We start from the raw sequence: 19,888 nt of genomic DNA on the forward strand, positions 1-19,888 counted from the left end.
GATTTGATTCTCGTTTAATAGTTTACAATTTTTTAGTGAGCCGTTACAGCTATGTTCAGCATCGTTGTGTCACTCACTTCAACCATTAGTTAATAATTTAACTTTTATTAAAGCGATGAAAAAAACATTAAAAGATTGCCTTAAAGAACGGATACTGATCATTGACGGCGCCATGGGCACCATGATACAACGGCATAAATTAAAGGAAGCCGATTACCGCGGCGAACGTTTTAAAGACTGGCATACGGATGTACAGGGCAACAATGATTTGCTAAGCATTACCCAACCCGATATTATCACCGGCATTCATAAAGAATACCTGGAAGCGGGTGCTGATATTATTGAAACCAATACCTTCAGCAGTACGGTTATTGCGCAGGCTGATTATGATATGCAATCGCTGGCCTATGAATTAAATGTGGCTTCTGCAAAATGTGCCAGAGCAGCCGCAGAAGAATACACTGCAAAAAATCCGGATAAGCCCCGTTTTGTTGCCGGCGCTATTGGTCCGCTTAATAAAACATTGTCGCTGTCACCTGATGTAAACAATCCGGGGTTTCGTGCAGTAACTTTTGACGAAGTAGCCGCGGCCTACACTGAGCAAATAAAAGGCCTTGTAGATGGCGGCGTGGATATATTACTGATTGAAACAATCTTTGACACACTGAATGCTAAGGCCGCTGTGTATGCAGCTAAAAATTATTTCAGGATCAATGGCATTGCTGAATTGCCGATCATGATTTCGGGCACTATTACAGATGCCAGTGGCCGAACTTTAAGTGGTCAAACGCTGGAAGCTTTTTATATTTCACTGCAGCACGCCAACCCAATCAGCATCGGACTTAACTGTGCGTTGGGTGCACAGGAAATGCGGCCGCATATTGAGGAGTTATCTTCCATTGCCAGTTGTTATACATCTGCTTATCCTAATGCGGGCTTGCCCAATGCCTTTGGTGAGTACGATGAACAACCGCATGAAACAGCGCATATCATTGAAGAATGGGCGGCAAATGGCTGGTTAAATATTGTTGGCGGATGTTGCGGTACCACACCGGATCACATCAAACATATTGCAGATGAAGTTGCTAAATATAAACCAAGGGAATTGCCTGTGCTGGAAGAAGCTTTATAAAATCTAATTTCCGGGACAGTGTCCCGGAAATTGATTCAGATTAAAATAATTGAGTAAAATAACCACCCTACAATTAACGTCAGCAGAGTAGATTCTTTGTTATAACGATTTGTGATATCAAAAATTACAGGACGTGAAGTTGCAAGTAAACTTCCATGTGCATTTACAAAGCATGGTTTGACCAACTGTAGCAGCGTATTAGGTTATGAAACTGTAAAATAGGTCGTCAAAAAAATATTAAATATCAGCAAGCCAAAGCGGCAATTGAAGTATAAAATTATGAGCGAAAATATTCACATCAAACCTTACCTGCGTTTAAGCGGATTAGAGCCACTGGTTGTCAGGCCCGAAACAAATTTTGTAAACGTTGGTGAACGAACCAATGTAACCGGCAGTAAAAAATTTGCCCGTCTTATTAAAGACAGCAAGTATGAAGAAGCCTTAAGTGTGGCCCGCCAGCAGGTTGAAAGCGGTGCACAGGTGATTGACATCAATATGGACGATGCCATGCTGGAAGGTGTGGAAGCCATGACCACCTTCTTAAACCTGGTACAGGCAGAGCCTGATATTGCGAAGATTCCCATCATGATTGATTCTTCCAAATTCGCCATCATTGAAGCAGGGTTAAAATGTGTGCAGGGTAAATGCATTGTGAATTCTATCTCAATGAAAGAAGGCGAAGAAAAATTTATTGAGCAGGCGTTTATTTGTAAAAGCTATGGCGCTTCCGTTATTGTTATGGCATTTGATGAAGTGGGCCAGGCCGATACCAAACAACGTAAAATAGAAATCTGTCACCGGGCATATAAAATTTTGACTGAACAGGTTGGTTACGACCCGCAGGATATAATCTTTGACCCCAACATATTCGCCATTGCCACTGGTATTGAGGAACATAATAATTACGCGGTTGATTTTATAGAAGCTACTAAAGAAATAAAAAGGCTGATGCCTTTGACCAAGGTAAGTGGTGGTGTAAGCAACGTATCGTTTTCTTTCCGTGGCAATGATCATGTGCGGGAAGCCATTCACAGCGTGTTCCTGTTCTATGCCATTAAAGCAGGGATGGATATGGGCATCGTAAATGCGGGGCAGCTGGTTGTGTATGATGAAATAGACCCGATCTTACGCGACCTATGCGAAGACGTAATTTTAAACCGAAACAATGATAATAATGAGGCTACAGAAAAATTAATCATCCATGCTGAAACAGTAAAAGCAAAAGGCAAGGTAGAGGTGAAAGATGAAAAATGGAGAAATGAACCGGTAGAAAAAAGGCTTGCCCACTCATTGGTAAACGGCATTACAGATTATATTGATGCAGATACAGAAGAAGCCCGTCAAAAATATCCCAAGCCATTGGATGTTATTGAAGGCCCGTTAATGGATGGAATGAACATCGTGGGTGACTTGTTTGGCGCCGGCAAAATGTTTTTACCGCAGGTAGTAAAAAGTGCCCGTGTAATGAAGAAAGCTGTGGCGGTTTTAACGCCTTTTATAGAGCAGGAAAAGGAAGACAGGAAACAGGCGCATCTTGCGGCAGGCACTACCAATGAAGAAGCCGCCGGTGCCGCAAAAATTTTATTGGCTACCGTAAAAGGAGACGTACATGATATCGGTAAAAATATTGTAGGCGTTGTATTAGGTTGCAACGGGTATGATATTATTGATCTGGGTGTAATGGTAGCAACAGATAAAATTCTGGATGCGGCCATTAAAAACGATGTGGACATTATTGGCCTCAGCGGGCTCATCACACCCTCGTTGGATGAGATGGTGCATGTGGCGCACGAAATGAAAAGAAGAGGAATGACGCAGCCGCTTTTGATTGGCGGCGCTACTACCAGCCGCATGCATACGGCAGTAAAAATCGCACAGGAGTATGATAACGGCGTGATACACGTACTGGATGCAAGCCGTAGTGTAACCGTTGCCGGTAGCTTATTAAACAAAGAAACAAAGCCCGAATTTTTAACCGGTATCAAAACCGAGTACCATAAATTAAAAGAAGATTTTGCCAACCGTAAAACAGTAAAAAATTATTTACCTTTTGCAGAAGCCCAACAAAACGGTGCTGCAGTGGACTGGGACAATTTTACACCGGTGGCACCAACATTTACCGGAACAAAAGTTTTCAATAATTACGACCTGGCTGAAATAGCTGAATACATTGACTGGCAGCCCTTCTTCATTGCATGGGAAATGCACGGTAAATTTCCTGCGTTGCTTACGGATACAGTGATTGGTGTTGAAGCAACCAAATTATACAATGATGCCAAAAAATTACTGCAGCAAATTATTGCTGAAAAATGGTTAACGGCAAGAGGCGTTATTGGTTTTTGGCCTGCTACTAAAACGGCACCAGATACGGTTGAAGTAAAAGATGAAGCGACCACTTTAAAGCTTGAATTTTTACGCCAGCAAATAAAAAAAGCGGCCGGTCAGCCCAACCTTTCTTTAAGTGATTTTATTGCACCGGAGGCCACTGGTCTCAAGGATTTTATAGGCGCCTTTTCAGTAACTATTGAAGGCATCGAGCCCCATATCAAAAAATTTGAGGAAGCTCATGATGATTATAATAAGATCATTTTACAGGCTTTAGCCGACCGTTTTGCAGAAGCATTTGCAGAACTGCTGCATAAGAAAACCCGTATTGAATACTGGGGTTATGTATCAGACGAACATTTAACCAATGAGCAATTGATAGGCGAAGCCTACCAGGGAATCAGGCCAGCACCAGGCTATCCTGCATGCCCTGACCATACAGAAAAATACAAACTGTTTACTTTATTAGGTGGTGAAGCTACCACCGGCATTCACCTCACAGAATCATTGGCCATGTATCCTGCGGCATCGGTATGTGGCTGGTATTTTGCTAACCCGGCAAGTAAATATTTTGGTGTGGGCAAAATAAATGATGATCAACTGAAAGATTATACAGAGAGAAAAGCAATGCCACCGGATGAAGTAAAAAGGTGGCTGCGCCCCATTCTGGAATAACAATATTTTAAACGACGGTTAACTACCAGCAAACAAAGTACGGTTGATTTTTAATTAATTTTGACAAAGAATTTATAAATGCATATTCAATGAATTACAAACGTCCAGTTCAATCCGCCACTCTTTTGCTTTTGTTTATATTTCTTGCAATTCCAGCATTAGCTCAAACACAAAAAAAAGAAAGAAAAAAAGAATTCTATTTTTCATGGGGTTACAATAAAGAATGGTACACCAACAGCAAAGTAAAAATTGATCAGCCATCTCTTGGTAATCATTACAGCTTTGTAAACATTCGCGGCAATGATCATCCGGGATGGAACGAAGGCTTATTTACAAAAGCCATTTCAATACCACAATATAACTACCGTATCGGCCTTTTTGTAAATAAAAAAAGAGGCATCGCTTTTGAAATAAATTTTGATCATACCAAGTTTATTTTTGCAGATCAGCAGGCAAGAGTTAAAGGTACACTTAACAAAAGAACAGTAGATACAGTTGTAAGTTTCCGCCAGCCAGATTTTTATTATTACCTGAATAATGGAGCCAATTTTTTACTGTTTAATATTGTTAAGCGTTCGCAATGGTACAGTAGCAACAATGAAAAAGTAAAGATTGATTTTTTAGCCAAAGCAGGTATAGGTCCGGTTATTCCGCATGTTGATAATAAATTTTTTGGCCAGGCAAATGATGCACATTTTCAACTCGGCGGCTGGAACATGGGTGTTGAAGGAGCCATCAGAGCGACGTTTTGCAAGTATGTTTACCTGGAGTATTGTAACAAAATTGATTATGCCCGCTACTCAAATCTAAAAATTTATAAGGGCACAGCTAAACATGCATTCGGTACTTATGAAATGATTTTGAACCTCGGAATTACTTTCCCGGCCGGGGGAAAAGTAAAATAATAACTGCTATAATGAATTTGTAAACTTCAAGTAATTTTTCTCATGCGCATCATTTCCTATAATGTCAACGGCATTCGTGCTGCTTTTAAAAAAGGTTTTATCGACTGGCTTAAAACCAACCCGGCCGACATCATCTGCCTGCAGGAAACCAAAGCTACCAAAGATGATGTGGATTTTAAACAACTGGATGAACTGGGTTTTCATCACCATTGGTTTAGTGCGCAAAAAAAAGGGTACAGTGGCGTTGCTATTTTTTCAAAAATTAAACCGGATAATGTGGTGATTGGCTGTGGCCTTCCATCCAGTGATAATGAGGGACGCATAATACGGGCTGATTTTGGAGATATCCGTTTAATCAATGCCTACTTTCCATCAGGTACTTCAGGTGAAGAAAGGCAGGCTTTTAAATATGTTTGGCTGGATGAATTTCATGCATGGGTGAACGATTTAAAAAAGCAATACCCCAAATTAATTTTAACCGGCGATTATAATATTGCCCACCGGGAAATAGACATCCACGATCCAAAGGGTAACAAAAATTCTTCTGGTTTTTTACCACAGGAAAGGGAATGGATGACTCAATTTTTAGCCAGTGGCTGGATAGATACTTTCAGGGAATTTCATCCCGAACCACACCGTTACAGCTGGTGGAGTCAGCGTTTTCCAACAGTGCGTTTAAACAACAAGGGCTGGCGCATTGATTATATCACTGTTACCGAAGCGCTTAAAAATCAGCTGGTAAGCGCAGACATTTATCCTGATGTAAAGCACAGTGATCATTGCCCGATTTACCTGGAGATAGATAATTAAATACTGCTGCCAGGTTAGCTGTTTTGTTTGATATCAGCAATTAAATCAGCTTTACATTAATCACACAAAGTGCCTCAATGCGTAGGCATTGTTCAACACTGGTGTTGGTGGTTGAATACATTCATTGATCATCTAATTTCATACAATTCCATCGTTAACCCGCAGTCTTCCGCACCTGCCTTAAAAAAATTTACATAATTGATAATTGCTTCGCTACCTTAGCCTTTACCCAATTTATGCCGTATGGAATTTTTGTCTATCCTCTTGCTGATTATTTTTGTAATAATCGTACTCAATCAAAATAGTAAAATAAGCAGTCAACTTGAAAAGTTTGAAGGCGAGCTCAGGCTGCTAAGAAACCAGCTTATAAAATTCACGCCCGAAAAGATTACTCCACCCGAACCTTCCACCATCAAAGAAGCAGATGTACCCGTTGAAGTAAAACCGCCGCTAAAAGATGTAAATACGTATACCAGCCTGTTTACAATAGCAGATGATCCGGAGCCGATTATAATATCGGCCCTGACTACAAATGAACCTCAGCATACTGAACAACCAGCCACATTCAACGCAGGTGAACAGGAAGAAATTTTGACCGAAAAAACAGAACCAGCAAAACCGTTGATCAATTCTCTGCCTGCAAAAGATTTTCCCAAACCAGCGCCCGGCTTTTTTGAGCGCCATCCGGATATGGAAAAATTTATTGGCGAAAATCTTGTCAATAAAATTGGCATTGCCATATTGGTACTGGCCATTGGCTTCTTTGTAAAATATGCTATTGACCAGGATTGGGTAGGCCCGGTTGGACGGGTATCTATTGGTGTATTTTGTGGCGGCATACTGGTGGCGTTGGCGCATCGCATGCGTAACAGCTACAAAAGTTTTAGCTCCGTTTTAGCAGGAGGTGGTTTGGCTGTTTTTTACTTTACTATCACGCTGGCCTATCACCAGTTTCATCTTTTTAGCCAAACAACTGCTTTTATAATCATGATAGTGATCACCCTGTTTGCAGTAATACTTTCATTGCTGTATAATAAACAGGAGTTAATTATTATCGCACTGGTCGGCGGTTTTGCTGCGCCGTTTTTAGTGAGCGATGGCAGTAACAATTACAAAGCATTGTTCATTTATCTTATTGTTTTAAATACCGGTCTTTTGGTAATTGCTTTTAACAAGGCCTGGCGCCTGTTAAATTTGCTGAGTTTTATTTTTACCGTTATCCTGTTTGGTAGCTGGCTTATAACGCTGGGTAATGATGAACCAGCTTCCACTTACCAGAATGGTTTTGCATTTTCTACTATTTTTTACCTGATGTATTTTATAATAAACATTGCCCACAATATCAGGGAGAAAAAAAAGTTTATTGCTTCTGATTTCGGTATTCTGCTTGCAGGCACTTCGCTTTATTTTGCCGCTGGCATTTACTGTATAGACAAAATGAATGCGACGGAATTCAAAGGTTTATTCAGTGCTTCGATGGGCATCTTTAACTTAGCGGCTTCTTATTTTTTATTCCGTAAACAAAAAGCAGATCCCAATATTTTATACCTGCTGATTGGCATTACGCTCACCTTTATTTCTATCACCGCACCCATACAATTACATGGTAATTACATCACGTTGTTTTGGGCTAGTGAAGCGGTGTTGTTGTACTGGTTTTTTACAAAAGCAAGAATTGCCATCATTCAATATGCATCTATTCTTGTCTGGTTATTGATGCTGATCAGCCTTTTCATGGACTGGTCTCAATTGTACATTCTTCAAAATAATGCCGTTAAAATCATCGTCAATAAGGGTTTCATTACTTCCGTTTTTGCAGCGGCGACTACTTACCTGTTATTCATGCTGCGCAGCAGAGACAATGAAACAAGTTTGGCAACAGGCACCAAAATCATTCCCCATCCAATGGCTTTTCGCCTGGCTTCAATTGTATTACTGTTCCTGGCCGGAGCACTTGAAATTAATTTTCAATTCAATTTTTATTATCCTGACAGTAATTTCAATATGCTTTACCTGTTGTTGTACACAACAATATTTTTAAACATAGTAACCTACGTTAGTCCGAAAATCAAGTGGGCAAACCTGCATTGGCAAACCATTGCGTTGCTGCTGTCGGTTTCTGTGCTGTTATATCTATTGTTTGAAACACAGGTATTTTTTATACAACAAAACATGCTCATTCATAACAGCAACGGAATACATATGCTGGCACACTGGGCAACAGCGCTTCTTGCAGCAATTGCGCTTTACAGATTAATGCTGTTGTTTAAAAGCAATAGCGATTCGATGAAAGACCTTTTTAATTTTTCAGCATGGATAATGTGCATTGTTGCAGTCATTTACCTCAGCTCAGAAATTGCTTTAATTGTGAACAATATATTTTACAGTGCAACCAACCCACTCGAAAATATTCAGCGCATTTATATAAAAACAGGGTTGCCCATTTTATGTGGTATATGTTCGTTTGGTTTTATGTGGCTGGGCATGCATTATAAATACCGTCCTTTAAGGATTATTTCACTCAGCTTGTTTACCTTAACCCTGGCTAAATTATTTATATTCGATATCAGGAACATCCCCGCAGGCGGAAAGATTGCTGCTTTCTTTTGTCTTGGTATATTGCTGCTGATTGTATCATTTATGTACCAGCGTTTGAAAAAAATAATTATAGATAATGAAGCCAAAGTGGATTAATGTTTTTTTGTTTAACCTGTTATACCTTTGCTGCAATGCGCAAACAGCGGGGTATAAATACTTTAGTTTGCTGGATACCATTAAACAATCCAGCTTTTATAATATTGTTTTAACGCCGGAAATAAGCGCAAGTGTAAAAACAGATTACAGCGATATCCGCATTGTAAATAAAGAGGGTAAATGGGTACCTCACCTTTTGGTATTGTCCCAAAACATAATTCAACGGGATCTCGCCCCGGTTAATTTATCATACGAAATAATAGCAAATTCAAAAGTCAACACCATTGTTACCATTAAATCACCGGGAGGGCTGACTTCCAATATAGGCCTTACAATAAAAAACACCGCAGCCAAAAGATTTTGTACATTAAGCGGCAGTGATGATAAAAAGAATTGGTTTGTCATTAACGATAGCATCTTGCTGAACCCATCCGCTGAGCGGGATTCTGCAGTCAATACCATCCGCATTGATTTCCCTCCAAGCAGTTATCAGTATTTCAGAATTATTATTTTCAATGACAACAAGGATCCCTTTAATATCCGGGATATAGTTCAGGAAAGCCATCCCGGTTCACCAAAAATGCAGGTTAATAAAATATTGCAAAACCCCGCACCAGCGATTGTTCAAAAAGACAGTGGCAAAATTTCTTATGTTAAAATCATCCAGCAAAAAGCATATCATTTCAATAACATTAGTTTTAAACTGAGTGGACCTAAATACTTTTACAGGCAGGCCAGTTTATATGTGCCGACCGATGACAGCGGTTCCTTTTCCAAACCTGGCAAATTAATTCAGCCTTTTACGGTTTCAAACAACAGTACATTACAATTTAAACTACCGCTTATTAATCCCGGTGTTTTTTATTTGCTAATAAACAACGATGATAACTTACCCTTAATAGTAAATAATGTAAGCACTGCATCAGACTATAAATACCTGGCAGCTTACATGGAAAAGGGAGACGGATATAAACTGATAATGGATAACCCGGAAGCGACAAAACCAGCGTATGATTTAAGCCATCTGAATAGTGCCATTTCATCTGACAGCAACCAGATTTTATCAACCGGAGAAATAATTGCAGCCAATGAAAAAATTATTCCCGCAGTTATCAAAAAAAATAACAAGTGGCTGCTTTGGACGGCCATTGCAGTCATACTACTTTTGTTATTATTCTTTACAAAAAAAATGATCACAGAAGTTGATAAAAACAAACACAATGATAATTTATAACGTGACCACAAAAATAGATGCATCCATAAAAAACGACTGGGTTGAGTGGGCTAAAAATGAACATATACCAGAGATAGTAGGAACCGGCTGTTTTAGCAATGCAACGCTTGCCCAATTGCTGGAAACAGACGATACCGAAGGCCCGACCTATACCATTCAATACCATGCAGAAAGCAAGGCCTTGTACAATGCCTACATTGAAAAATTTGCACCATTAATGCGACAAAAAGCATTTGATAAATGGGGCAATAAATTCATTGCTTTTCGATCACTTATGCAAGTTGTGCACTAATTGTGCAAAATAAAAATAGCGGGTTTATTTAATTAAAATCGTTTGTATATTAACAGCAAAACCGCACGGGTATTGATTTTTAGAATTACATCCTCTGAAACTCTTTACCAATAAGGATTTGGGAGCTTCGCTGAATTTTAACAATGCAATTGTTTGATTGCAGGAATGCGTAAATCCCTTATTCCTTGCGGTTTTCAGCGATTTAATACAATAAAGTTTTACAGAAAATAATTTTGTTGCAATCAAAAAGCTTCTATATTTGTTGCTGTTAAATAAATTTCAAAAATATAATTATGAACAAAGCAGAATTAATTGCAAAAATTGCTGATGATGCAGGCATTACAAAAACACAAGCCAATGCAACTTTAGACTCTTTTGTAGAAGCAGTTACAAAAACATTAAAAGGAAACGGTAAAGTAACTTTAGTTGGTTTCGGTACTTTTTCAGTATCTAAGAGAGCTGCCCGTAATGGCCGCAATCCTCAAACAGGCGCTGTTATTAAAATCAAAGCTAAAAAAGTAGCTAAGTTTAAAGCAGGTAAAGAACTGTCTGGTAAATTGTAATGTTTGCCCAAACACATTAAAAAGCAAGACGTATAACGGTCTTGCTTTTTTAATCTAATTTCAAAACTAAAAATAAATAGTATATGGGACGCGGAGATATCAAAACAAAAAAAGGCAAGATCACCAAAGGATCTTTCGGCAAGTCAAGGCCATCAAAACCTGCAAAAAAAACTGCAGCACCTAAGACTAAAGAAGCCTGATAAAAATGATTTTCATAATGGATACTTGTTGCTTTTCCAGCTACGATTATCCATTATTTTTTTATGGGGCAAGCCGTTCAATTTTCCAATTATAATCGCTTTGCAAAGTGTATTGCAGGCGATCGTGAAGCCGGCTTTCTCTTCCCTGCCAAAACTCTATTAATTGCGGTTTTAAGCGATACCCACCCCAATGAGCCGGCCGTTGCAAAGGCTGCGCTTCAAACTGCCGGCTGTATTTTAAAACGTTGGCTTCAATCACTTCTCTTCCTTCAATGATACTACTTTGGGGCGATGCCCATGCCCCTACCTGGCTGCCTTGCGGCCTTGAAAAAAAATAAGCATCGCTTTCTTCATTGCTTACTTTTTCAACCCTGCCTTCCACCCTTACCTGCCGCTCCAGTTCTTTCCAAAAAAATACCAGGCAGGCGTTTGGATTAGCGGCGAGATCTTTGCCTTTATTACTTTCGTAATTTGTAAAAAAAACAAACCCATCGTCATCGTACCCCTTTAGTAAAACTATGCGGGCAGATGGTATACCATTTGGTGTTGCCGTGGCCAACGTCATAGCATTCACCTCTTCTATTTTACTGGCAGTCGCTTCCTCCCACCATTTATCAAACTGTCGTATAGCATTGGTTTCAGCTCCTTTTTCATCTAACGTTTCCAATATGTACTCCTTTCTTATATCAGCTATCGTACTCATATTTTTTATTTGCAAAATTCTGCTAATTAACGCAAACAAAAAAAGCCCCTTTATGCAAAAGATACTTTTTAATAGGTAAAAATTTATCAGTTGGCGGCATTATTAAGCGCATTTAAATTTGTCCGCATCACCATTCCCAATACTACTCCTACCAATGCGTATAAAATTATCATTACAACTATGGTAACTACCAGATAAATTACCTTTTTATCCTCTGGTGTTTTTTTCAATAGCCCCAAACCCAGGTACATCAGGTAAAAGCCATATAAACCAAACACCCCTCCCAACCATGCCAGGCTTGGAATAATGGAAAGCAGTGTGCCCGCAAAAGCCGGGGTACAACTATAAGCAACCAACTGCGCAGACTTATCTATATTTTTTTCAGAAGAAAACGAAGGTGCAAGCGCATCCAGTATGTAGGTAGTTAAAATTACAACTATTAAGGCTGAAATGAATCGCAGCAATGCCATCTTGATACCCCACTCCATACCCCGCATTCTAAAAAAACCATAGTCCATGCCTATAAAACTATAACCTATAAATATAGCAACTGCACCAGCCAATGCGAGGGGGAGCACATAAGTTGATAGAACTGAAGGTAGTGTTTCTGGTTCCGTGTTGATGGTTTGCCATTCCGTTTTTGGAGTAGCGATCATGTTTTTAATTCGTTCAATAAGCTTCATACCTGGACAATTTAGCGGGTAAATAGTGAACTTATTTTAAAAATATACAACTGTTTAAGCATTCTTATTTCCGGAGATTATAAAGTGCTTTCCATTCATCCCGTTCCTGTTCGGCATCAGCCAGCAGACTTTCCAGTTCTGCCACACGGGACGATTGCTGTTGCAGTGCTAGATTGCGGTTGCTTAAATCCTGTACCTGCATTTGCAGGTCGCTTAATTTTGACTGCAACTGTACAAATTGCCGCTTCTGTTCCTCCAGCTGATATTTTAAATCATCTTTACCTGACTTTGATTGCAGCCTGCTTCCGGAATCATCCATTACTATTTCGCTGATTAAATTTTTTATTGTTGCAGTCGCAGTAAGTTCTTCATCCAGCCTGCTCTTTACTTCGCTATTTTCACTCAGCTGCAGTTTCTGTTCAAGGATAGTTTTTTGGCGTGCGGCTGCAATCAGTTCGCACTCAGCTAACCTTTCCTTCAGGCTTTCATGTTCTGCCGCGAGGTGTTTTATTTTGTTTATTAAACTATAGTTATCTATTCCTTTCACCGGGTGTTACCAAAGTTTTCAATAGTTAATTATTAATTTCTATCCTGTTAAGTTAACCATATTCTGCAAACGTATTGGTAATACTGTCCTGATTTTTGAACCGTTATACCAATAGTTGGCTGGTAGTTTTAACAATGTCAATATGCGTAAAATACAAAAGCTTCCGGCATTGCTGCGGAAGCTCTTATAACAATTAAATATTTTTACCCTTTCACCAGTGTACCTACCCTTTCTCCACTCACCACTCTCAGCAGGTTGCCTTCTTTATTCATATCAAAAACTATAATAGGCAATTGGTTTTCCATGCACAATGTAAAAGCCGTCATGTCCATCACCTTTAAATTTTTACTGATGCACTCATTAAAAGTAATGTTCTGAAACTTAGTAGCTGTTGCGTCCTTTTCCGGATCTGCGGTATAGATACCGTCAACCCGTGTACCTTTTAAAATAACCTCTGCCTTAATTTCAATGGCCCTTAATGAACCGGCTGTATCTGTGGTAAAATAAGGATTGCCTGTACCTGCGCCGAAAATTACCACCCGGCCCTTTTCAAGGTGTCGCATCGCCCTGCGGCGGATATAAGGTTCGGCTACCTGCTCCATTTTAATAGCACTTTGCAAACGCGTATATACGCCCGCCTTTTCAAGGCCGCTTTGTAAGGCCATACCATTAATCATGGTAGCCAGCATGCCCATATAATCGCCCTGTGCCCTTTCTATGCCTGTTTCAGCCTCGTTCATGCCGCGATAGATGTTACCGCCTCCAATAACAATGGCCACTTGTACACCTAACTCTACAATACTTTTAATGTCCCTTGCATACCTGGCGATCACATCGCTGTCAAGGCCAAAATTTTTATCGCCCATCAAAGATTCACCGGACAATTTTAGTAGAATTCGTTTGTACTTTGGAAGCATAAAGCGTTTTTTTTGCGCTGCGAAGATAACTGTTTTATGGGCTCGTGATAAAATTTAAAGATGATGAGCATAAAAAAAGCGAAACTTTCGCTTCGCTTTTTTAAAAAATATGCCGGATAATTATCCTAATGCTACTCTCTTAAATTCAGTAATTTTTAAGTCAGCATTTACGCCTTTCAGGTAATCAGCAACAGATTTACTGTTGTCTTTTACAAATGCCTGGGCTAATAAAGTATTGTCTTTAAAAAATTTATTTACTTTTCCTACGGCAATTTTTTCAGCCATTTCTGCAGGCTTGCCTTCGGCTTTAATTTGCTCAATCGCAATTTCTCTTTCTCTTGCAATTGTTTCCGGTGCAATAGAGGTTTCATCAATCGCCAGTGGATTCATTGCAGCAATTTGCATTGCCACATCTTTTCCGGCTTCAGCAGCTTCTTTATTAAAACCTACCAGCACACCCATTCGATTAGCACCATGAATGTAAGATGCAACATAAGCCGCATCTACCCTTTCAAATTTGATAGCAATTTTTTCCCCGATGGCGGCTAGTTTATCATTGATCAGTTCAGAAACTTTTGTACCGTTGATGGCCACTTCATTTAATTCTTCTACACTCTTTACATTGCTGGCAATTGCAGCATCCATAATGCTTTGAGCAAAGGCTACAAATTCAGCATTTTTGCTTACAAAATCAGTTTCGCAACTGATGCAAACAATGATACCTGTTGCATTATCAGCACTTGTTTTTGCCAATACCACACCTTCTTTAGCTTCCCTGTCGCTGCGTTTTGCAGCAACTTTTTGTCCCTGTTTGCGTAACCAGTCAATGGCAGCTTCAAAATCACCATTGCTTTCGGTTAATGCTTTACGGCAATCCAGCATGCCGGCTCCTGTTGTCTGGCGCAGCTTATTGATTTCTGCTGCGGTAATTGTTGCACTCATAATAGTATTTTTAACTACAAAAATTCACCTGCTTTTACACAAATGAATTTTTGCAGGATTGTAAGATTTTTATTTAAAGAACTAAGATCTCAATTGATTAATTTCAGAGTACCATTGCTGTTACACAAACACTCTGTCATAAATCTTATCTAGGTCCGCTTCCACCAGCTGCTGGTCTTCTGCCGCCTGCTCCAGGTCCGGGTACACGACGTTTAGTTGGTGCAGCACCTCTTGCTCTTTTATTTCTTTCGTCAGCGCTGTCTACTTTTTGTTCAAAACGGGCCGCTTTAGCTTCTGCAGTTTCGTCGCTGTCGTTGCTGTTGTCGTCGTCATCTTTTTCAGCCAAACGCTCTGCCAAACCTTCTGCAATTGCCGCTGTAATGTAGTTAACAATAATAGCGATTGATTTGGTTGCATCGTCATTTGCAGGAATAGCAAATTCAACTTTATTAGGATCACAGTTGGTATCAACCATACCAAAAGTGGTAATGTTTAAACGTCTTGCTTCTGCAAGGGCGATGTGTTCATGGCCTATATCTACCAGGAATAAAGCGGCTGGTACCCGGCTGATTTGTGCAATTCCACCCAATACTTTTTCCATCTTATCCTTATCACGCGTAAGTGTTAAACGCTCTTTTTTGGTAAGATTGTCAATGCTTCCGTCGTTCAACATTTTTTCGATGCTCTGCATTTTCTTTACGCTCTTACGAACCGTATTGAAATTGGTAAGCATACCACCCAACCAGCGTTCTGTTACATAAGGCATGTTGATGCGTTTTGCGCAATCAGAAACGATTTCTTTTGCCTGCTTTTTGGTAGCGACAAACATGATCTTTTTACCACTCTTTGCAATTGACTTTAAGGCAGCAGCAGTTTCCTGTAATCCTTCTACTGTTTTGTTAAGGTCAATAATGTGGATACCTTTTTTTTCAGCAAAAATGTAAGGCAACATTTTAGGATTCCACTTCTTTTTTAAGTGACCAAAGTGAACACCTGCTTCGAGAAGTTGCTGTTGTAAGGAAGTATTTTCCATCTTAATATTTTGAAAATTTGAAAATTTGAAAATTTGAAACCGTGAAACCATTTTTCCCTTGCAGGAGATAAAGGTTTAACGCTTGCTGAACTGGAAGCTCTTTCTTGCCTTTTTGCGACCTGGTTTTTTACGTTCAACAGAACGTGGGTCACGTTTAAGCATACCAGCTGCTTTCAATACCGGGCGATAGTCTAAACTAACTTCCAGCAATGCACGTGCGATACCCAATTTAGCTGCTTCGGCCTGGCCCTTGATGCCACCACCCTGTGCGTTGATAACGATGTCAAATTTATCAACTGATTCAACAGCTTTCAGCGGAGACTCAACCTGATTTTGCAGGTAAACCAAAGAAAAATAGTTTTTATAATCTTTACCGTTGATTGTTATTTTACCATCTCCCTTGCTTAAGAAAACACGGGTTACAGCTTCTTTACGACGGCCAACTGCGTTTTTTTGCTTTTCCATTTATTTTTATCTTTTAGCCGGCAATTTTGCCAGCTTGTTGGTGATTTAGAATTTTAATTCGGCTGGTTTCTGAGCTGCGTGCTGGTGTTCTGCACCTGCGTATACAAATAATTTTTTGTACATCTTGCGACCCAAACGATTTTTAGGCAACATCCCTTTGATTGCTCTTTCGATGATCACTTCTGGTCTGCGCTTCAATAGATCTTTAGCTATTTCTTCCTTACGGCCACCTGGGTAACCACTAAAGTTGTCATATACTTTTTCATCCATTTTATTGCCGGTCAGTTTAACCTTTTCGCAATTAATTACAATTACATAATCTCCGCAATCAACGTGTGGAGTGTAATAAGCTTTGTTCTTACCACGAAGAACCGCTGCAATTTTAGAACACATGCGGCCAACGGTTTGATTAGTACCATCTATTACATACCAGTTGTGTGTAACGGTAGCCTCGTTCGCATGTTTGGTGGTGAAATGTAGTTTACTCATTTGTATTTATTTTTTAAGTGATGCCTTCGCTATCCCGAAGGGCTTTTTTTTAATGGACGGCGAAGGTAGGATGCAATATTTTAATTTCCTACTAATTGAGGATGTATTTTTTATCGAAGCTTTATAACTAACTGATTTACAATAAATATTTTGACCAATTATTTTAACATGATAAAGAATGTGGCTAACTACTGCTGAATTTTGGTAACAGGTATGATCCTGCAACCTCAGGAAGACATTTTTGACCGGCATCTTACAGGTTAGATGTAATCAAAATGTGTAGGCATATTTTATATAGCTTATAACCCGTAACGGTTTACTTTCAAAATCAAATGAAAGGTATTTAACCATTGCAAGCGTTGACCGTTAATGCATTTTTTATTTCAGTTACAGGAGGAACTGGTAACCGCTTCCGGCCTTTTGCGGGCGATAAAAAAAGTTGTTATCAATAAAAAAGTATTGCTGTCCGATTTGAAAATTTCATACAACACTTTAAAAAAGCTTATTCATAAAATATGCATCTCAATAAAATTATAAAAGCCAGCTCAAAATTGAGCTGGCTATAAAATTGTAATCTCTTTAAATTATTGTTTGGTTACAGTGTACGTATTCCGGATAAAGTTTACAACGATTTTGTAATTACCAGCAACTGTTGGCCCTGGTGTGTTAGATCCGGGAACTGCATTATCTGACAGTAAAGCACCTCCGGTACCCGAAGTCCCGCCAAACTTGTGGTCCCAGTTACCATTTAATGGCAAGAACAGGTAAGCGCCGCTACCGGTTAAAGGTACTGTAAGTTCAAAGGTTGCATTATCTGTTTGTGTAAATTGCTGTGATGGAGTAGGAACCGGATTAGACCAGGCACCGGCGGTGGCATCTCCCACTATATATAAATTGTCGGGAACTGGTACGCCGGTATAAGGTGTAACAGTATAGGTGTTTGTTTGAAAGTTCACAATTATCTTGTAAAGTCCGGTTGTTGCAGGTGCCGGCGTATTGCTACCGGGAACTGCATTATCTGCAAGTAAAGTACCGCCTGTTCCGCTTGTACCACCGAATTTATGATCCCAGTTTCCGGCAACAGGAACAAATACATATCCGTTACCGGCAGTAAGATTAACTATAATGCCATATGAAACAGCATCCAGCCGGGTAAATTGCTGCTTAGGTGCTAAGCCAGGAGTATTATTCCAGGCTAATGCGGTAGCATCGCCGACAATATACAAATTAGCAGGAATTGCACCAGCATAAGGTGTAACTGTGTAAGTACCTGTCTGGAAGTTTACCACTATTTGATAAGTACCGCTGGTAGCCGGTGATGGAGTGTTTGAACCCGGAACTGCGTTATCAGCCAGTAAGGTACCGCCGGTAGCGCTAGTGCCACCAAATTTATGATCCCAGTTTCCGGCAACCGGTACAAATACATATCCTTTGCCAGCAGTAAGGTTAACTATAATACCATAAGAAACAGCATCCAGCCTTGTAAATTGTTGTGTTGGTGATAACCCTGCGTCATTGTTCCAGCCGAGTGCTGTGGCATCGCCGACAATATAAAAATTTTCAGGAATGGGAGTAAATGTGGTAATATTGATTACGACAGGATCTGAATAAACCAATGGGTTATCGTAGTTGGTACCCAAATAGCTAACCACCCTGAATTCAACATTTTTAGTAGACCCTCCAATTGCACCTGCAGCAATTGCTGCCGAATTCAAATCAGTTACTGTAAAGTCTGAAGTTAATGAACTGCCGTATTTTATGAGTTGTGGACTGGTAAAGTTACCGCCCACTGTATCCAGCTGAATCGCATAGTTAATAATATCAGCTCCATATGGACTTGATTTCCAGTTAAACGAAACCGCTTTACTGGTAGCATTGCTAACCAGCAACACCAACGGACTGGCTGAGGATGGAGTTAATTTTAAAGGAACCAGGTACGAGGTAATAGTTACTTTAATTACGTTTGACTTAAGCTGCTCATTGTTATTGCCATAAGAAGAAGTAACCCTTATATCAAAACTGAACGCCTTGCCTGCAGCAAATCCAAAATTTGCCAAAATATTATTGAGCTGCTGACCAGTAAAAGAAATACCAGGTTGGCCACTTACAATACTGACTGTTTCTTTAGCAAAATTGCGGCCTGCAGAATCTATTTCAAGAATAAATTTTTGGGTAGCTGAATCAGTTGCATATTTCGGATTCGTCCAGGAAAAAGTGACAACAACCTTACTTGAATCGTTGGCCGTAGGAGCAATGGTTGTGGAAGAGCTGGTAAGTACCGGTGCCGCGCCATTGGCATAAAAAGGCAATGGGTCTACCTTCTTGCAGGATGAATACATCATCAACATACCCGTTGCAAGCAGCAGAAGTTTAAAAATATTTTTCATAATAAAATTATTTTAGAAATTATAGGCCTTGTTGGCTGGTTAGTTTTACAATTTGGTAACAGCATATTTTCCCCGCTGAAAATCAACAGCAATTTTATAGCTGCCTGCTGCCGCTGGTCCTGCAAATCCGGGGTCTGAATCCTTCTTTTCAAAATCGCCGGCATCCCAGGTCCCACCTGTTTTCATGTGATATTGCGTATCCCATTTACCTTGTTCCTGTATCAGTTTATAAGCGCCCCCACCTTTCATGGTTACAGTAAGTTCATATAGTGTAGCTGAAACCATCTTAAATTTCTGGCTCGCATCATAAGGTGCAAGCAAAGGATTTGCATACCCTGAAGCAGTTGCATCACCGGTAAGCCATAATGTGCCATTTGTTGGAGGCTCCACTACAGGCGGGATAGCATAAGGCGTAACCTTGTATTTTAAAACATTGGAGTATAACCCTGCGGAGTTGTTGCCCAAAAAAGATTTTACCCTTAATTCTATGTTGTGTGAAACTCCCGGAGTCAGTACCAGCTGGTTCAACAGGTATCCGTTAAATTCTGATACTAAAAATGATTTACTTAAATCTTTACTTACCGACACTGTTTGTTTTGAAGTGCTGGTGAAGTTGGCACCAGTAGTGTCTATTTCAACCTGGTAGCTTACATCCTGCGAACTAACGCCGGTGTTAAACATATAATTCGGATTTGTCCAGCTTAAATTCAGCGCTGCATTATCCTTGTTTGCAAAAGAAAGCGGAAGTGTACTTGCAGTAACCGAACTGCTTAATACAGGACTTGTACCGCCTTCAAAATAAACTTTATTTTCATCTTTTTTGCAGGCAGTAAACACTACACCCAGCATAGAAAAGAGAAAGAATGATTTTACTATTTTTTTCATTTTTTTT

Annotated in this window: 19 protein-coding genes; 9 read left to right on the plus strand and 10 right to left on the minus strand. The window is 39.7% G+C overall.

Annotated elements, in window-relative coordinates; genetic code table 11:
- Positions 1 to 115 precede the first annotated feature (115 nt).
- From QWZ08_RS26570 to QWZ08_RS26610, 9 genes are all read left to right on the plus strand, one after another.
- Positions 116 to 1,132, plus strand: coding sequence for a homocysteine S-methyltransferase family protein (locus QWZ08_RS26570; RefSeq protein WP_290340756.1), 1,017 nt, complete (start codon positions 116 to 118; stop codon positions 1,130 to 1,132).
- A gap of 279 nt (positions 1,133 to 1,411) precedes the next feature.
- The gene (gene metH / locus QWZ08_RS26575) at positions 1,412 to 4,132 is read left to right on the plus strand and encodes a methionine synthase (RefSeq protein ID WP_290340759.1); all 2,721 of its coding nucleotides are present in this window, start codon (positions 1,412 to 1,414) and stop codon (positions 4,130 to 4,132) included.
- Between the two features lie 89 nt (positions 4,133 to 4,221).
- Positions 4,222 to 5,037, plus strand: a complete 816-nt coding sequence (locus tag QWZ08_RS26580) for a hypothetical protein (protein ID WP_290340760.1) — start codon at positions 4,222 to 4,224, stop codon at positions 5,035 to 5,037.
- Positions 5,038 to 5,079: 42 nt separating this feature from the next.
- Positions 5,080 to 5,847, plus strand: coding sequence for an exodeoxyribonuclease III (locus tag QWZ08_RS26585; RefSeq protein WP_290340761.1), 768 nt, complete (start codon positions 5,080 to 5,082; stop codon positions 5,845 to 5,847).
- 243 nt (positions 5,848 to 6,090) lie between these two features.
- Positions 6,091 to 8,541 (plus strand): DUF2339 domain-containing protein, encoded by a 2,451-nt coding sequence (locus QWZ08_RS26590; protein WP_290340763.1) that lies wholly within the window; start codon positions 6,091 to 6,093, stop codon positions 8,539 to 8,541.
- Positions 8,522 to 9,775, plus strand: a complete 1,254-nt coding sequence (locus QWZ08_RS26595) for a hypothetical protein (RefSeq protein ID WP_290340765.1) — start codon at positions 8,522 to 8,524, stop codon at positions 9,773 to 9,775. The genes QWZ08_RS26590 and QWZ08_RS26595 overlap by 20 nt, the downstream gene beginning before the upstream one ends.
- Positions 9,762 to 10,067 carry a DUF4286 family protein gene (locus QWZ08_RS26600; protein ID WP_290340767.1) on the plus strand — a complete coding sequence of 102 codons (306 nt, stop codon included), beginning with the start codon at positions 9,762 to 9,764 and terminating at the stop codon, positions 10,065 to 10,067. The genes QWZ08_RS26595 and QWZ08_RS26600 overlap by 14 nt, the downstream gene beginning before the upstream one ends.
- A 293-nt stretch (positions 10,068 to 10,360) precedes the next feature.
- A complete protein-coding gene (locus tag QWZ08_RS26605; protein ID WP_290340769.1) occupies positions 10,361 to 10,630 on the plus strand; it encodes an HU family DNA-binding protein in 270 nt (89 codons plus the stop codon).
- 83 nt (positions 10,631 to 10,713) lie between these two features.
- Positions 10,714 to 10,830, plus strand: coding sequence for a 30S ribosomal protein THX (locus tag QWZ08_RS26610; protein ID WP_290340771.1), 117 nt, complete (start codon positions 10,714 to 10,716; stop codon positions 10,828 to 10,830).
- A gap of 61 nt (positions 10,831 to 10,891) precedes the next feature.
- On the opposite strand, the gene pdxH is transcribed toward QWZ08_RS26610, so the two are convergent.
- From pdxH to QWZ08_RS26660, 10 genes are all read right to left on the minus strand, one after another.
- Complete coding sequence (gene pdxH / locus QWZ08_RS26615) at positions 10,892 to 11,533, minus strand: pyridoxamine 5'-phosphate oxidase (RefSeq protein ID WP_290340774.1); 642 nt, start codon at positions 11,531 to 11,533, stop codon at positions 10,892 to 10,894.
- Positions 11,534 to 11,619: 86 nt separating this feature from the next.
- Complete coding sequence (locus QWZ08_RS26620; protein ID WP_290340776.1) at positions 11,620 to 12,216, minus strand: Yip1 family protein; 597 nt, start codon at positions 12,214 to 12,216, stop codon at positions 11,620 to 11,622.
- A gap of 64 nt (positions 12,217 to 12,280) precedes the next feature.
- On the minus strand, positions 12,281 to 12,763 hold the full coding sequence (locus tag QWZ08_RS26625; protein WP_290340779.1) for a hypothetical protein: 483 nt from the start codon (positions 12,761 to 12,763) through the stop codon (positions 12,281 to 12,283).
- A gap of 203 nt (positions 12,764 to 12,966) precedes the next feature.
- Positions 12,967 to 13,680, minus strand: coding sequence for a UMP kinase (gene pyrH, locus QWZ08_RS26630; RefSeq protein ID WP_290340781.1), 714 nt, complete (start codon positions 13,678 to 13,680; stop codon positions 12,967 to 12,969).
- A gap of 120 nt (positions 13,681 to 13,800) precedes the next feature.
- Entirely contained in the window at positions 13,801 to 14,625 is an 825-nt protein-coding gene (gene tsf / locus QWZ08_RS26635) for a translation elongation factor Ts (protein WP_435387626.1), read from the minus strand.
- Positions 14,626 to 14,767: 142 nt separating this feature from the next.
- A complete protein-coding gene (gene rpsB, locus QWZ08_RS26640; RefSeq protein ID WP_290340785.1) occupies positions 14,768 to 15,655 on the minus strand; it encodes a 30S ribosomal protein S2 in 888 nt (295 codons plus the stop codon).
- A gap of 75 nt (positions 15,656 to 15,730) precedes the next feature.
- Positions 15,731 to 16,120: a 30S ribosomal protein S9 gene (gene rpsI, locus QWZ08_RS26645; protein WP_290340787.1), complete on the minus strand. Its 390-nt coding sequence runs from the start codon at positions 16,118 to 16,120 to the stop codon at positions 15,731 to 15,733.
- 45 nt (positions 16,121 to 16,165) lie between these two features.
- Positions 16,166 to 16,609 (minus strand): 50S ribosomal protein L13, encoded by a 444-nt coding sequence (gene rplM, locus QWZ08_RS26650; protein ID WP_290340788.1) that lies wholly within the window; start codon positions 16,607 to 16,609, stop codon positions 16,166 to 16,168.
- 584 nt (positions 16,610 to 17,193) lie between these two features.
- A complete protein-coding gene (locus tag QWZ08_RS26655; RefSeq protein WP_290340789.1) occupies positions 17,194 to 18,996 on the minus strand; it encodes a SusE domain-containing protein in 1,803 nt (600 codons plus the stop codon).
- Positions 18,997 to 19,041: 45 nt separating this feature from the next.
- Entirely contained in the window at positions 19,042 to 19,881 is an 840-nt protein-coding gene (locus QWZ08_RS26660) for a SusE domain-containing protein (RefSeq protein ID WP_290340791.1), read from the minus strand.
- Positions 19,882 to 19,888: the final 7 nt, after the last annotated feature.

Source organism: Ferruginibacter paludis, assembly GCF_030409685.1.
Lineage (GTDB): Bacteria > Bacteroidota > Bacteroidia > Chitinophagales > Chitinophagaceae > Ferruginibacter > Ferruginibacter paludis.

Excerpts from the sequence above, each read along its gene's own strand:
- QWZ08_RS26570 (WP_290340756.1), top strand. The coding sequence starts at position 116 with ATGAAAAAAACATTAAAAGATTGCCTTAAAGAACGGATACTGATCATT.
- metH (WP_290340759.1), top strand. The coding sequence starts at position 1,412 with ATGAGCGAAAATATTCACATCAAACCTTACCTGCGTTTAAGCGGATTA.
- QWZ08_RS26580 (WP_290340760.1), top strand. The coding sequence starts at position 4,222 with ATGAATTACAAACGTCCAGTTCAATCCGCCACTCTTTTGCTTTTGTTT.
- QWZ08_RS26585 (WP_290340761.1), top strand. The coding sequence starts at position 5,080 with ATGCGCATCATTTCCTATAATGTCAACGGCATTCGTGCTGCTTTTAAA.
- QWZ08_RS26590 (WP_290340763.1), top strand. The coding sequence starts at position 6,091 with ATGGAATTTTTGTCTATCCTCTTGCTGATTATTTTTGTAATAATCGTA.
- QWZ08_RS26595 (WP_290340765.1), top strand. The coding sequence starts at position 8,522 with ATGAAGCCAAAGTGGATTAATGTTTTTTTGTTTAACCTGTTATACCTT.
- QWZ08_RS26600 (WP_290340767.1), top strand. The coding sequence starts at position 9,762 with ATGATAATTTATAACGTGACCACAAAAATAGATGCATCCATAAAAAAC.
- QWZ08_RS26605 (WP_290340769.1), top strand. The coding sequence starts at position 10,361 with ATGAACAAAGCAGAATTAATTGCAAAAATTGCTGATGATGCAGGCATT.
- QWZ08_RS26610 (WP_290340771.1), top strand. The coding sequence starts at position 10,714 with ATGGGACGCGGAGATATCAAAACAAAAAAAGGCAAGATCACCAAAGGA.
- pdxH (WP_290340774.1), bottom strand. The coding sequence starts at position 11,533 with ATGAGTACGATAGCTGATATAAGAAAGGAGTACATATTGGAAACGTTA.
- QWZ08_RS26620 (WP_290340776.1), bottom strand. The coding sequence starts at position 12,216 with ATGAAGCTTATTGAACGAATTAAAAACATGATCGCTACTCCAAAAACG.
- pyrH (WP_290340781.1), bottom strand. The coding sequence starts at position 13,680 with ATGCTTCCAAAGTACAAACGAATTCTACTAAAATTGTCCGGTGAATCT.
- rpsB (WP_290340785.1), bottom strand. The coding sequence starts at position 15,655 with ATGGAAAATACTTCCTTACAACAGCAACTTCTCGAAGCAGGTGTTCAC.
- rpsI (WP_290340787.1), bottom strand. The coding sequence starts at position 16,120 with ATGGAAAAGCAAAAAAACGCAGTTGGCCGTCGTAAAGAAGCTGTAACC.
- rplM (WP_290340788.1), bottom strand. The coding sequence starts at position 16,609 with ATGAGTAAACTACATTTCACCACCAAACATGCGAACGAGGCTACCGTT.
- QWZ08_RS26655 (WP_290340789.1), bottom strand. The coding sequence starts at position 18,996 with ATGAAAAATATTTTTAAACTTCTGCTGCTTGCAACGGGTATGTTGATG.
- QWZ08_RS26660 (WP_290340791.1), bottom strand. The coding sequence starts at position 19,881 with ATGAAAAAAATAGTAAAATCATTCTTTCTCTTTTCTATGCTGGGTGTA.